Consider the following 12,074-nt stretch of genomic DNA (forward strand, 5'->3'; position numbering starts at 1 on the left):
CGATGGCCCCACACCTGTTGGTGTTCGGCGATTCGCTGAGCTTTCACGGCCCCGAGGGGCCCTGCGCCGCGGACGAACCGCGGCTGTGGCCGAACATCGCGGCGGCGGCCCTCGGCGGCACCGCCGACCTGGTCGCCGGGATCGGCTGGACCGCCCGCGACGTCTGGTGGTCGCTCACCGGCGACCCGCGCGTTTGGGCCGACCTGCACCACGTCGACGCCGTCGTGCTGGCGATCGGGAGCATGGACACGCTGCCCTCGCCGTTGCCGACCTACCTGCGCGGCGGGCTGAAGTACCTGCGGCCCGATCCGGTGCGACGGGTGGCGCGCAAGGCTTATCTCGCCGCGCAGCCGCGGTTGTCGGTCGCCTTCCGCGGCCGTCCGCGGGTGCTGCCGGTGAAGCTGACCGTGCAGTACCTCGACACCGCCGTGGAAGCGTTGCGCGTCCTGCGTCCCGAGCTGCCGATCTTCGGGATGCTGCCGTCGGTGCACCGGGCCGCGGCCTACGGCGGTGTGCACACCGCGCGGCCGGGCGCCGAGGCCGCGATGAGGGCCTGGGGCGAGCGCGCCGGCGTCCCGTTGCTGGACCTGAAAGAGGTCGTCGGCGAGCACGTCCTGAGCGGCGCGGGCAACCCGGACGGCATGCACTGGGGCTGGGCCGGGCACGCCGCCGTGGGCGAGGCGATGTCCGTGTTGCTGGCCCCGGTGGCGGCCCCCGGCCACGTAGGCTGACGGCGTGTCGGTCGCCGTAGTCACGGATTCCACCGCCCACCTGCCGGAGGGGTTCGCCGAACGGCACGAGGTCCGGGTGGTGCCGCTGCACGTCCTGGTCGACGGCGTGGTGTCGCTCGACGGCGTGGAAACCGGCCCGGCGGCGGTCGCCGAGGCGATGAGCCAGCGCAAGATCGTCACGACGTCGCGGCCGACCCCGGCCGAGTTCGCGAAGGAGTTCCGCGCGGCGCTCGCCGACGGCGCGGACGCGATCGTCTCCATCCACCTTTCCCGCGAGCTGTCGGGCACCTGGGAAGCGGCGGTGCTGGCGGCCCAGGAGGTCGGGCCGGACCGGGTGCGCGTCGTCGACTCGCGCACGACCGCGATGGGCCTCGGGTTCGCCGCGCTGCACGCCGCGGACGCCGCCGCGGCCGGCGCGGATCCGAAGGCGGTCGAAGCGGCGGCGATGACCGCGGCCAAGTGCTCCTCGACGTTGTTCGTCGTGGAAACCCTGGAGTACCTGCGCCGCGGCGGCCGGATCGGCCCGGCGGCGGCGCTGCTCGGGACGGCGCTGGCGGTGAAGCCGGTGCTGCACATGTCCGACGGCCGGATCCTGCCGCTGGAGAAGGTCCGGACCATGAACCGGGCGATCGCGCGGCTGGTCGAACTGGCGGCCCGCGCGGCGGACGACGACGACGTCGAGCTCGCCGTCCACCACCTCGCGTCGCCGGACCGGGCGGTCGAGCTGGCGAACCGGCTGGAAGAAGCCGTGCCGCGGTCGGCGGGCTGCGTCGTCTCGGAGCTGGGCGCGGTGATCGGCGCGCACACCGGGCCCGGCGTGCTGGGCGTGGTCGTGCAGCGCACGGTGCCGGCCCGGCCGGACGCCTGACCCTCCAGCATCTCATCCGGGTACGACGAAAACCGCCGTTCCCGGGCCCGGCCGGCGGCATCCGTCCACAACACCCCAGTTGTCCACAGGACGCGGCGCCACCCCTGTCGCCCGCCTCCCCGCGGCCCCTAACGTCGATCGTGTGTTCGAGCAGCCCGCCCGGGATCCGGGCCTCCCCGTCAACGACCGGCTCGCCTGGCTGGCCGACCAGCTCTCGCCCGACGCGAGCACGGTTGGCCCCGGCGGCCGGTTGGTCCGGCGCTGGCTGCCGGGCGGAGCGACCGGCGCGGGCCGGCGCCGCTGGGCGCTCGCCGGTGTCTTCGTGGCCGTCGTGGTGCTCGTCCTCGGCTCGGTCGCGCTGCTGGGCGGCCGTCCGGCGCCCGAGCCACCGCCTCCGCTGCCCAGCGCGAAACCCGCGGCCGAAGCTCCGGCCGCACCCAAGACCGGTCTCGTCGTCAGCGTGATCGGCCGCGTCCGGTCGCCCGGTCTGGTCACCGTGCCCCAGGGATCCCGCGTCGCCGACGTGCTGCGCGCCGCCGGGGGAACCGACCCCGGCGCGGACCTCAGCGCCGTGAACCTCGCCCGCAAGGTGACCGACGGCGAGCAGCTCGCGGTCGGGATCCCGGCGCCCATGGCACCGCCCGGTGCTCCCGAAGGCGGCGGCGGGAAGGTCGACCTCAACGCGGCGAGCCCGGACCAGCTGGACACCCTGCCCGGCGTCGGCGAGGTGATGGCCAAGCGGATCGTCCAGTGGCGCGCGGAGCACGGCGGCTTCACGAAAGTCGAGCAGCTGCGCGACGTCGACGGCATCGGCGAAAGCAAGTTCGAGAAGCTCCGCGAGCAGGTGACGGTCGGATGAGCACGATTCCCGCGACCGACACCCGGCAGGACATGCGGCTGGTCCCGGCGGCGCTCGCGTGCTGGCTCGCCGCCCTGGCCGGGCTGCTGCTCGGCTGGTGGACGGCGGTCGCCGTCGGTCTCGCCGCGGCCGTGCTCGCCGGGGTGCTGCTCTGGCGGGCACGTGGCCGGCCCCGGGTGTTCGGCGCGGCGGCGGCGCTGCTGGTGCTCGGCCTGGTCGCCGCCGGTCCGATCGCCTGGCGGATCCACGACGCCGAGCAAGACGGCCTGCGTGCGGCCGCGGCTCAAGGACTGCCCGCGACGCTCACAGTGGTCGTCGCGGAACGGCCGAAGCCGGTGCGGAGCGCGGGATACGCCGATCGGCAGGCGGGCGCCCGGTCCGTGGTCCTGTCCGCCGACGTGCGCGCGGCGTCCGTCGACGGACAGTCGGTCGTCTCGTCCGGGCGGGTCCTGCTGCTCGCGCCGGTCGCGGACTGGGCGGGCGTGCTGCCGGGGCAGGAAGTCCGGGTGGCGGGCCTGCTGATGCCACCGCGTGGCGCGGACCTGACCGTGGCGGTGCTGTCCGTGCGCGGCCCGCCGGGTGATCCGGGCCCGGCGCCGTGGTGGCAGAAGGCCGCGGCCGGACTGCGGTCCGGCCTGCACGACCTGAGCCAGACCCTGCCGGAGGAACCCGCGGGACTGTTGCCGGGCCTGGTCCTGGGCGACACGAGCGGACTGTCCCCTCGGATCGAGCAGGAGTTCGTCACTGCAGGGCTCGCGCACCTGACGGCGGTCAGCGGGGGAAACCTCGCCGTGGCGTGCGGCGCGGTCCTGCTCCTGCTGCGAGTGCTTCGGCTGGGCCCGCGGTTGTCGGCCGTCGCGGCAGGCCTGTGCCTGGCCGGGTTCCTGGTCCTGGTCGGTCCGGAGCCGAGCGTGTTGCGCGCCGGAGTCATGGCGGCGGTCGCGTTGCTGGCCCTGGCACTGGGACGGCGGGGCTCGGCGCTGCCCGCGCTGGCCTTCGCGGTCTGCGTGCTGGTCGTGGCGGATCCGGCGATGGCCACGGACTTCGGGTTCGCGTTGTCGGTCTTCGCCACCGCCGGGCTCGTCCTGCTGGCTCCACGCTGGGCGGGCGTGCTGGTCCGTCGCGGCGTCCCGCCGGGCTTCGCCGAAGGACTGGCGATCCCGCTCGCCGCCTTCGTGGTGACGGCGCCGGTGCTGGCCGGGATGGCGGGCACGGTCAGCTTGGTGTCGGTGGTGACCAACGTCCTCGCCGCGCCCGTCGTCGCCCCGGCGACGGTGCTCGGGGTGCTGGCGACGGTCGTCGGGCCGTGGTGGCCGGGCGGCGGGGCGTTCCTGGTGCACCTGGCCGGCCCGGAGGCCGAGTGGCTGATCTTCGTGGCGCGGCACGGCGCGCGAGCCCCGGGCGCGGTCGTTCCCTGGCCCGGCGGCTGGGCGGGCGCGCTGCTCGCGGCGGCCGTCCTCGCGGTGCTCGTGTTCGCCGCGCGGTACCGGCGGGTCCGGCTGCTCCTGGCGGTGCTGATCGTCGGCGCGTTGCTGGTGTTCGTGCCGGTGCGGGTGCTCGCGCCCGCGTGGCCGCCGCGGAACTGGGCGATGGTCGAGTGCGACGTCGGCCAGGGTGACGCGGTCGTGCTGGCGACGGCCGAGCCGGGGCGGGCCGTGGTGGTGGACACCGGGCCCGAGCCGGGGCCGGTCGACGAGTGCCTGCACCGGCTGTCGGTCGACCGGATCCCGTTGCTGGTGCTGAGCCACCTGCACGCCGACCACATCGGCGGGCTCGCGTCGGTCTTCGACGGCCGGTCGGTCGGCGGGATCGCCGTCGGGCCGGGGCGGACGCCGGAGTGGGCGTGGCGGCAGGTCGCCGCGGAGGCGTCCCGCCGGGGCGTGCCGTTGGTGGAACTGAGCCCGGGCGAGCGGGTCGACCTGCCCGGACTCGCGCTCGACGTGCTCGGGCCGCGGTACGTGCCGTCGCGGTCGGCCGGCCAGCAGGACGGCACGACGATCAACAACAGCTCGGTCGTCCTGCGGGCGGAAACGGCCGCCGGCCGGGTGCTGATGACGGGTGACGTCGAACTGGCGGCCCAGTCGGACCTGCTGGCCGATGTCGGAGACCTGAAAGCGGAGGTGCTCAAGGTGCCCCACCACGGCTCGCGGTACTCGCTGCCGGCCTTCCTCGCCGCGGTGGCGCCGCGCGCGGCGCTCATCAGCGTCGGCGCGGGCAACACCTACGGCCACCCGAGCAAGTCCACAGTGGACACTCTGACGGCGTTGGGCGCCTTGGTGACCCGGACCGACGTCGACGGCGACACAGCTGTGGTCCCGGACCCGTCAGGCCCGGCGATAGCCCGCCGGGGCGAACCGCGCGGCCCGCCTCACCGCTGACTTCCGTTGCCCGGCAACGCGTTCCCGCCGGGGCGCGCGTGGCTAGCCCCGGCGGGGAGACGTCAGTAGCCGAGGGCCTTGTTCACGGCCGCGGCCGAAGCCGGCACGGTCGCCTTGGGGCCGACGTGGTTCTCGATGGCGTCGAGGGTCTTGAGGCCGTCGCCGGTGATGAGGAGCACCGTCTCGGCGTCCGGGTCCAGCTTGCCCGTCTCGATGAGCTTCTTCGCCGTGGCGACGGTGACCCCGCCGGCCGTCTCGGTGAAGATGCCCTCGGTGCGGGCCAGCAGCCGGATGCCTTCGACGACCTCTTCGTCGGTGACGTCCTCGATCGAGCCGCCGGTGCGGTTGACGATGTCGAGCACGTACGGGCCGTCGGCCGGGTTGCCGATCGCCAGCGAGCGGGCGATGGTGTCCGGCTTCACCGGCTGGACGACGTCCTGGCCGGCGCGGAACGCGGCCGAGACCGGCGAGCAGCCGGTGGCCTGGGCGCCGAACACCTTGTACGGGCTGGCGTCCACCAGGCCGAGCTGGCCCAGCTCGCGGAATCCCTTGTCCACCTTGGTGAGCTGTGAACCGGAGGCGATCGGCACGACGATCTGCGGCGGGATCCGCCAGCCGAGCTGCTCGGCGACCTCGAAGGCGAGTGTCTTCGAGCCTTCGGAGTAGTACGGGCGGACGTTGACGTTCACGAAGGCCCAGCTCGGGTGCTCACCGGCCAGTTCGGTGGCGAGCCGGTTGACGTCGTCGTAGTTGCCGTCGACGGCGATCAGGTCACCGTCGTACACCGCGGTGGTGAGGATCTTGGCGCGCTCGAGGGACTTGGGGATCAGCACGACCGACTTCCAGCCCGCGCGCGCCGCCGCGGCGGCGACGGCGTTGGCCAGGTTGCCGGTCGAGGGACAGGCGAGCACCTCGAAGCCGAACTCGCGGGCCGCGGCCAGCGCGACGGCGACCACGCGGTCCTTGAACGAGTGCGTCGGGTTGCCGGTGTCGTCCTTGACCCACAGGCGCTTGAGGCCGAGCTCCTTGGCCAGGCGGTCGGCGCGGATCAGCCGCGTCGAGCCGGGCTCGGTGTTCGGGATCTCTTCGATGTTGGACGGAACCGGGAGGAGCTTCTTGTAGCGCCAGATGTTCTTGGGGCCGGCCTCGATGTCTTCGCGGCGGACGCGGCCGAAGTCGTAGGCGACCTCGAGCGGCGAGAAGTCTTCGGCGGAGACGAACTCGGGGGCGAGCGGCTGCCGGTGGCCCTCTTCCTTCGACACCAGTTCGACGGCCGGTCCGAGATCCGGGGTCTTGGTGGTGGAGGTCGTGCCGAGGGTTGCGGTCATCGCGAGGTTCCTTCCTCATCTGCCCCGCCGAAGCGGGCCGGAATTGGCACCGTGGTCGTCAGCTATCCCGCGATCGCGGGATGACAGGCTGTACGCCGGTTGCCGGGGCTTCGTCGGGCCGTTCCCTCTGCCCCTCTGGATGAGCGGTATTCAGTTGTCGGAGCGCGCGAGAAAGCGCGCCGCCTCCAGGACACCGTACGACATGGCACTCGGGCCGTGCCATGGTGGCCGCTCGACATCACCGGAGCGGGCGCACGAAGCAGCAAGTGAGAAGATTCCCGGGTGACCGCGCAAGCCACCGCCCCGGCCCCGCTCCACCTGGTCCTGGGTGAGGAAGAACTGCTGATCGAGCGGGCCGTCCGCGAGACGCTGGCCGCGTCCCGCGCGATCGACGCGACGGCCGAGCTGACGCGGGCCCGGGTGTCCGATCTCACAGCTCCCGAGCTGGCCGAACTCGTCAGCCCGTCGCTGTTCAGCGAAGGCCGGGTGATCGTCCTCGAGTCGGCGCAGGACATCTCGCAGGAGCTGGCCGACGCCGTGACGTCGTACCTGAAGGACCCGGCGGCCGGGATCGTGCTCGTCGTCGTGCACACCGGCGGCGGGCGCAGCAAGGCGGGCAAGACGCTCCCGGCGGTGCTGAAGAAGGCCGGCGCCGAGGTGACGGAGTGCCCGAAGCTGACCAAGCCCGCCGAGCGGGAGCAGTTCGTGCGCCACGAGGTGCGCCGGGCCGGCGGCAAGATCGACCCGGCCGGGGTCGCGGCGCTCATCGACGCCGTGGGCTCCGACCTGCGGGAACTCTCCTCGGCCGCGATGCAGCTCGTCGCGGACGCCGGCGGGGCGGTCGACGCGGACGCGGTCCACCGCTACCACCGCGGCCGCGCCGACGTGACCGGGTTCGCGGTGGCCGAGAAGGCGGTGAGCGGTGACCGCGCGGCCGCCCTGGAGTCGCTGCGCTGGGCGATGCAGCTCGGCGTCCCGTACGTCCTGGTCGCCGACGCGCTGGCCGACGCGGTCCGCACGATCGCCCGCGTCTCCGGCGCGGGCCGCGGCAACCCGAACCAGCTGGCCGGGGAGCTGGGCATGCCGCCGTGGAAGGTCCGCAAGGCCCAGGGCCAGTCCCGCGGCTGGAACCAGGACGGCCTCGCCACGGCGATGCGGGTGGTCGCCCGGCTGAACGCCGAGGTCAAGGGCGTCGCGGCGGACCCGGGTTACGCGCTGGAACGCGCGGTCCTGCAGGTGGCGGCGGCCAAGGGCGACCGCTGAACATGAAGAAAGCCCCGGCCGGGGCCGGGGCTTCTCCAGAGATCAGCTCGCTCAGAGCGAGTTGACGCGCTTCGCGAGCGCCGACTTCTTGTTGGCGGCCTGGTTGGCGTGGATGACGCCCTTCGAGACGGCCTTGTCCAGCTTCTGGGCGGCGTCGCGCTGCAGCTCGACGGCCTTGGCCTTGTCACCGGAGTCAGCGGCTTCGCGGACCTTGCGGATCGCGGTCTTCACCGAGGACCGGATCGCCTGGTTGCGCTGACGCGCCTTCTCGTTCGTGGTGATGCGCTTGATCTGCGACTTGATGTTGGCCATGAGGCGCTCCTGCTTTCACTCGGTGAGATTCGCCGCCGCGCTGGTGTGGCCCCGCTGAAGCGGGTTTCCTCCATGACGGAATGCCGCACGGCAACGAGCAACAACTTTAACAGCCCGGCCCCGGCCCGCCGCGAGCGCGTCCGGCCGGGCGTGGATCACCGGGAGTACGGTGGACGGCGGTAGTGCCTAGGGTTCCGTCACCGGTCCGCCCCAGCCAGCAGGACAACCAGGAACCGGTGGGTCTGGTCCGAGCGGCACCGTCGGCGGGTCCGGAAGTCCCGCCGTTCATCTGACGGGGCAAAAGCCTGGAGGACCCGGTTTCGCGCGCGCGAAACCCGTAAGGGGTCCCTGTGAACACCACCGCACTGTCCTTCGTCGTCGTCGCGGCCGTCGTGCACGCCGCGTGGAACCTCGCCGCCAAGCGGGTCCGCTCCGGCGGCACCCAGTTCGTCTGGCTCTACTACACGGTTTCCGCCGTCGCCCTGCTGCCGGTGACGGTCGTGCTGGTGGCCGTCGAGCCGCAACGTCCACAGTGGAGCTGGCTGCTGGCCGCGGCGGGCACGTCGGTGCTGCACGTCGCCTACGGCATCGTCCTGCAGCGCGGCTACCGCGTCGGCGACCTCTCCGTCGTCTACCCCGTCGCGCGGGGCACCGGGCCGCTGCTTTCGGTGCTGGCCGCCGTCCTCGTCCTCGGCGAACGGCCCGGCTGGCTCGGGCTGCTCGGCGCGTTCCTGGTGATCACCGGGGTGCTCGTGATCAGCACCGGCCGCCGGGGCGCCGCGGCGGCCGACCCGGCCGCCGCCAAGGCCCGGCGCGCCGGGATCTTCTACGGCGTCCTGACCGGGGCCGTCATCGCCGGTTACACGCTCTGGGACGAGCACTCGGTGACCGGCATCGGCATGCCGCCGATCGTGTACCTCGGCCTCGGCACGCTGATCCAGAGCGCCATGCTCCTGCCGAGCGCGCGGGCGGGCCGGTCCGAGGTGACGCGGCTCTGGCGCGAGCAGCGGCGCGAGGTGCTGATCGTCGGGCTGCTGTCGCCCGTCGCCTACATCCTCGTGCTGTTCGCCCTGACGATGGCGCCGGTCAGCCTCGTGGCGCCCGCCCGGGAGCTGAGCATCGTGCTGGGCGGTCTCGCCGCGTGGCTGGTGCTGGGCGAGCGTGACGCCGTGCGGCGGCTCGCCGGGTCCGTGATCGTGCTGTCCGGCATCGTCGCGATTGCGGCGGCCTGAGGACCTCCGGTAGGGATGGTCGGATGGAAGTCCTGAAGAGCAGGCTGCTGATCCGCCCGCGCGACGCCGAGGCGTCGACCGCGTTCTACCGCGACACCCTCGGCCTGGCCGTGGAGCGTGAGTTCCCCGGTGGCACCGTGTTCTTCCTGGGGCACGGCTCCCTGGAGGTGTCCGGCTCGGGCGAGGCGGGCGCGTCGCCCGACCTGGTGCTCTGGGTGCAGGTCCGCGACCTGGCCGGCGAGCTGGCCGGGCTGAAGGCGAAGGGCCTGACGCCGGTGCGGGACGCCAAGCGCGAGCCCTGGGGCCTGGACGAGGCCTGGATCGCCGATCCGGACGGCACACGCATCGTGCTGGTCGAGGTGCCGGAAGGACACCCGATCCGCACGGACACCCGCTAGGCGGGCTTGACGGCCCGCAGCTGCGCGGCGAGCGCGGTGAAGCCGGGCGGTTCCCAGGTCCACGTCTGCAGGTCGGCGAAGCCCGCTTCGGCGGCTTCGTCGGCCAGCACGTGCCTGCTCACGGGCAGCCACTTCTCGTGCGCGGACAGCAGCAGCCGGCCACCCGGGCGCAGGACGCGGAACAGCTCGGCGAAGCCGGCCGCGCGGTCGTCCCAGAGCATGACGTTGTTCACGGTGAGGACGACGTCGACGGACTCGCCGGGCTCGCCGGTGTGCGCCGCCGACCCCTCCCGGAGCTCGACCCGGTCGCCGCAGCGCTCGTGGCACAGGGCCAGCATCGCGGGGGAGGGGTCGACGCCGATCGTGCGCCCGGCCAGCCGTGCGGCGGCGTGGAGGCCGACGCCGGGGCCGGGGCCGACGACCAGGACGGTCTCGTCCGGCTCGAGCTTCGCCAGGTCGACGACGCGGTGTTCGGTGGCGGAGTTGCCCCGGGCCATGAGCCGGCCGCCGAGCCGGCCGAGCAGGCCCGAAGGGTGACCGAAGACACGGTCGAGAACCCGGGCGAGGCCGTCCGGATCAGGCTGGGGAGGTGGTGTGGGCTGGTGCGATGTGCTCATACTTCGAGGGCACCACGGATCACGTGGGCTCGCATCGGGGATGACCCCCACTCGCACCCGGAGCGCCATGGGAGCATAGAGGTGGCCATCCCCGACTTTCCGAGGACTCATTCGAGTGACGACGTTCGCCGACACGACCTTCACGCCTCCGGAGCTCATCCGGAACTTCTGCATCATCGCGCACATCGACCACGGCAAGTCCACCCTGGCCGACCGCATGCTGCAGCTCACCGGCGTCGTGGAAGAGCGGGCCATGCGCGCGCAGTACCTCGACCGGATGGACATCGAGCGCGAGCGCGGGATCACGATCAAGGCCCAGAACGTCCGGCTGCCCTGGCAGGTCGACGGGCAGGACCACGTCCTGCACATGATCGACACCCCGGGCCACGTCGACTTCACCTACGAGGTCTCCCGGGCGCTGGAGGCGTGCGAGGGCGCGGTCCTGCTGGTCGACGCCGCGCAGGGGATCGAGGCCCAGACCCTGGCCAACCTCTACCTCGCGCTCGAGAACAACCTCCAGATCATCCCGGTGCTCAACAAGATCGACCTGCCTTCGGCCGATCCCGACAAGTACGCGGGTGAGCTGGCCCACATCATCGGCTGCGAGCCCGACGACGTGCTGCGGGTCTCGGCCAAGACCGGCATCGGCGTCGGCGCGCTGCTCGACGAGGTCGTGAAGATGGTCCCGGCGCCGCAGGGCGACGCGGACGCGCCGGCCCGCGCGATGATCTTCGACTCGGTGTACGACACCTACCGCGGCGTCGTCACCTACATCCGGGTGGTCGACGGCAAGATCACCCCGCGCGAGCGCATCAAGATGATGTCCACCGGCGCCACCCACGAGCTGCTGGAAGTCGGCATCATCTCGCCGGAACCCAAGCCCAGCAAGGGACTCGGCGTCGGCGAGGTCGGCTACCTGATCACCGGCGTGAAGGACGTCCGCCAGTCCAAGGTCGGCGACACCGTGACGTCCGAACGCCACGGCGCCAAGGACGCGCTGGCCGGGTACCGCGAGCCGAAGCCGATGGTCTACTCCGGACTGTATCCGGTGGACGGTTCGGACTACCCCGAGCTGCGCGAGGCCCTCGACAAGCTCCAGCTGAACGACGCCGCGCTCGACTACGAGCCGGAGACGTCGGTGGCGCTGGGCTTCGGCTTCCGCTGCGGCTTCCTCGGCCTGCTGCACCTGGAGATCACGCGTGACCGGCTCGAGCGCGAGTTCGGCCTCGACCTGATCTCCACGGCACCGAACGTCGTCTACGACGTGGTGCTCGACGACGGCAAGGAAATCCACGTCACCAACCCGTCGGACTGGCCGACCGGCAGCAAGATCGACAAGGTGCTGGAGCCGGTCAGCAAGGTCAGCGTCCTGGCGCCGTCGGAGTTCATCGGCACGATCATGGAGCTGTGCCAGAACAAGCGCGGTCAGCTGCTCGGCATGGACTACCTGTCCGAGGACCGGGTCGAGCTGCGGTACAACATGCCGCTGGGCGAGATCATCTTCGACTTCTTCGACACGCTGAAGTCGCGTACGCGCGGCTACGCGTCGCTGGACTACGAAGAGGCCGGCACGCAGGCGGCGGACCTGGTCAAGGTGGACATCCTGCTGCAGGGCGAGGGTGTGGACGCGTTCTCCGCGATCGTGCACAAGGACGACGCCTACAACTACGGCAACCGCATGGTGAACCGGCTGCGCGAGCTGATCCCGCGGCAGAACTTCGAGGTCCCCATCCAGGCGGCCATCGGCGCCCGGATCATCGCGCGCGAAACGATTCGCGCGATCCGCAAGGACGTTCTGGCCAAGTGCTACGGCGGTGACATCTCGCGTAAGCGCAAGCTGCTGGAGAAGCAGAAGGAAGGCAAGAAGCGGATGAAGACCGTCGGCCGGGTCGAGGTCCCGCAAGAGGCTTTCGTCGCCGCACTGTCCACTGAGGACTCCGGCAAGAGCAAGAAGTAAGTGTTCCGCTGATGTGAACACCGGCGCCTGCATTCACGCTTCCGTGTGAATACAGGCGCCGAACCCGTGTTCGACGCCGTTTCTGTCGGTGCCCTCTGGTGTGCTCTGGTGCGAAGAGCGAAAGGAGGGCA

The 12,074-nt window shown here is 72.2% G+C and carries 11 protein-coding genes and 1 riboswitch; of the genes, 8 read left to right on the forward strand and 3 right to left on the reverse strand.

Annotated features, from left to right (window positions below):
- Positions 1–2: 2 nt before the first annotated feature.
- The 4 genes from octT (at position 3) to OHS58_RS01205 (ending at position 4,836) form a co-directional block, all read left to right on the forward strand.
- Positions 3–731 carry a diglucosylglycerate octanoyltransferase gene (gene octT / locus OHS58_RS01190; protein ID WP_328646855.1) on the forward strand — a complete coding sequence of 243 codons (729 nt, stop codon included), beginning with the start codon at positions 3–5 and terminating at the stop codon, positions 729–731.
- Between the two features lie 4 nt (positions 732–735).
- On the forward strand, positions 736–1,599 hold the full coding sequence (locus OHS58_RS01195; protein ID WP_247055183.1) for a DegV family protein: 864 nt from the start codon (positions 736–738) through the stop codon (positions 1,597–1,599).
- Positions 1,600–1,741: 142 nt separating this feature from the next.
- Positions 1,742–2,458: a ComEA family DNA-binding protein gene (locus OHS58_RS01200; RefSeq protein ID WP_328646856.1), complete on the forward strand. Its 717-nt coding sequence runs from the start codon at positions 1,742–1,744 to the stop codon at positions 2,456–2,458.
- Positions 2,455–4,836, forward strand: coding sequence for a ComEC/Rec2 family competence protein (locus tag OHS58_RS01205; protein ID WP_328646857.1), 2,382 nt, complete (start codon positions 2,455–2,457; stop codon positions 4,834–4,836). Before OHS58_RS01200 ends, OHS58_RS01205 begins: the two co-directional genes overlap by 4 nt.
- A 62-nt stretch (positions 4,837–4,898) precedes the next feature.
- Here the strand turns inward: OHS58_RS01205 and thrC are convergent, their stop codons facing one another.
- Positions 4,899–6,164 (reverse strand): threonine synthase, encoded by a 1,266-nt coding sequence (gene thrC, locus OHS58_RS01210; RefSeq protein ID WP_247055177.1) that lies wholly within the window; start codon positions 6,162–6,164, stop codon positions 4,899–4,901.
- 12 nt (positions 6,165–6,176) lie between these two features.
- A riboswitch (SAM riboswitch) is annotated at positions 6,177–6,310 on the reverse strand.
- Between the two features lie 136 nt (positions 6,311–6,446).
- On the opposite strand from thrC, the gene holA reads away from it, so the two are divergent.
- Positions 6,447–7,427 carry a DNA polymerase III subunit delta gene (holA, locus tag OHS58_RS01215; protein ID WP_328646858.1) on the forward strand — a complete coding sequence of 327 codons (981 nt, stop codon included), beginning with the start codon at positions 6,447–6,449 and terminating at the stop codon, positions 7,425–7,427.
- Between the two features lie 51 nt (positions 7,428–7,478).
- Here holA and rpsT read toward each other — a convergent pair whose 3' ends face one another.
- Positions 7,479–7,739, reverse strand: a complete 261-nt coding sequence (rpsT, locus tag OHS58_RS01220; protein WP_247055174.1) for a 30S ribosomal protein S20 — start codon at positions 7,737–7,739, stop codon at positions 7,479–7,481.
- A 350-nt stretch (positions 7,740–8,089) separates the two neighbouring features.
- On the opposite strand from rpsT, the gene OHS58_RS01225 reads away from it, so the two are divergent.
- On the forward strand, positions 8,090–8,971 hold the full coding sequence (locus OHS58_RS01225; protein WP_328646859.1) for a DMT family transporter: 882 nt from the start codon (positions 8,090–8,092) through the stop codon (positions 8,969–8,971).
- 23 nt (positions 8,972–8,994) lie between these two features.
- Positions 8,995–9,369 (forward strand): VOC family protein, encoded by a 375-nt coding sequence (locus OHS58_RS01230; RefSeq protein ID WP_328646860.1) that lies wholly within the window; start codon positions 8,995–8,997, stop codon positions 9,367–9,369.
- Here OHS58_RS01230 and OHS58_RS01235 read toward each other — a convergent pair.
- Positions 9,366–9,986, reverse strand: a complete 621-nt coding sequence (locus tag OHS58_RS01235) for a class I SAM-dependent methyltransferase (RefSeq protein ID WP_328646861.1) — start codon at positions 9,984–9,986, stop codon at positions 9,366–9,368. The genes OHS58_RS01230 and OHS58_RS01235 overlap by 4 nt on opposite strands.
- A 115-nt stretch (positions 9,987–10,101) precedes the next feature.
- Here OHS58_RS01235 and lepA point away from each other — a divergent pair, with 115 nt between their 5' ends.
- Positions 10,102–11,943 carry a translation elongation factor 4 gene (lepA, locus tag OHS58_RS01240; RefSeq protein WP_326959448.1) on the forward strand — a complete coding sequence of 614 codons (1,842 nt, stop codon included), beginning with the start codon at positions 10,102–10,104 and terminating at the stop codon, positions 11,941–11,943.
- Positions 11,944–12,074: the final 131 nt, after the last annotated feature.

Origin of the sequence: Amycolatopsis sp. NBC_00348, from assembly GCF_036114655.1 — a bacterium.
Taxonomy (GTDB): Bacteria; Actinomycetota; Actinomycetes; order Mycobacteriales; family Pseudonocardiaceae; genus Amycolatopsis.

Coding starts and splice junctions, on each gene's coding strand:
- octT (WP_328646855.1), top strand. CDS start 3: ATGGCCCCACACCTGTTGGTGTTCGGCGATTCGCTGAGCTTTCACGGC.
- OHS58_RS01205 (WP_328646857.1), top strand. CDS start 2,455: ATGAGCACGATTCCCGCGACCGACACCCGGCAGGACATGCGGCTGGTC.
- thrC (WP_247055177.1), bottom strand. CDS start 6,164: ATGACCGCAACCCTCGGCACGACCTCCACCACCAAGACCCCGGATCTC.
- rpsT (WP_247055174.1), bottom strand. CDS start 7,739: ATGGCCAACATCAAGTCGCAGATCAAGCGCATCACCACGAACGAGAAG.
- OHS58_RS01230 (WP_328646860.1), top strand. CDS start 8,995: ATGGAAGTCCTGAAGAGCAGGCTGCTGATCCGCCCGCGCGACGCCGAG.
- OHS58_RS01235 (WP_328646861.1), bottom strand. CDS start 9,986: ATGAGCACATCGCACCAGCCCACACCACCTCCCCAGCCTGATCCGGAC.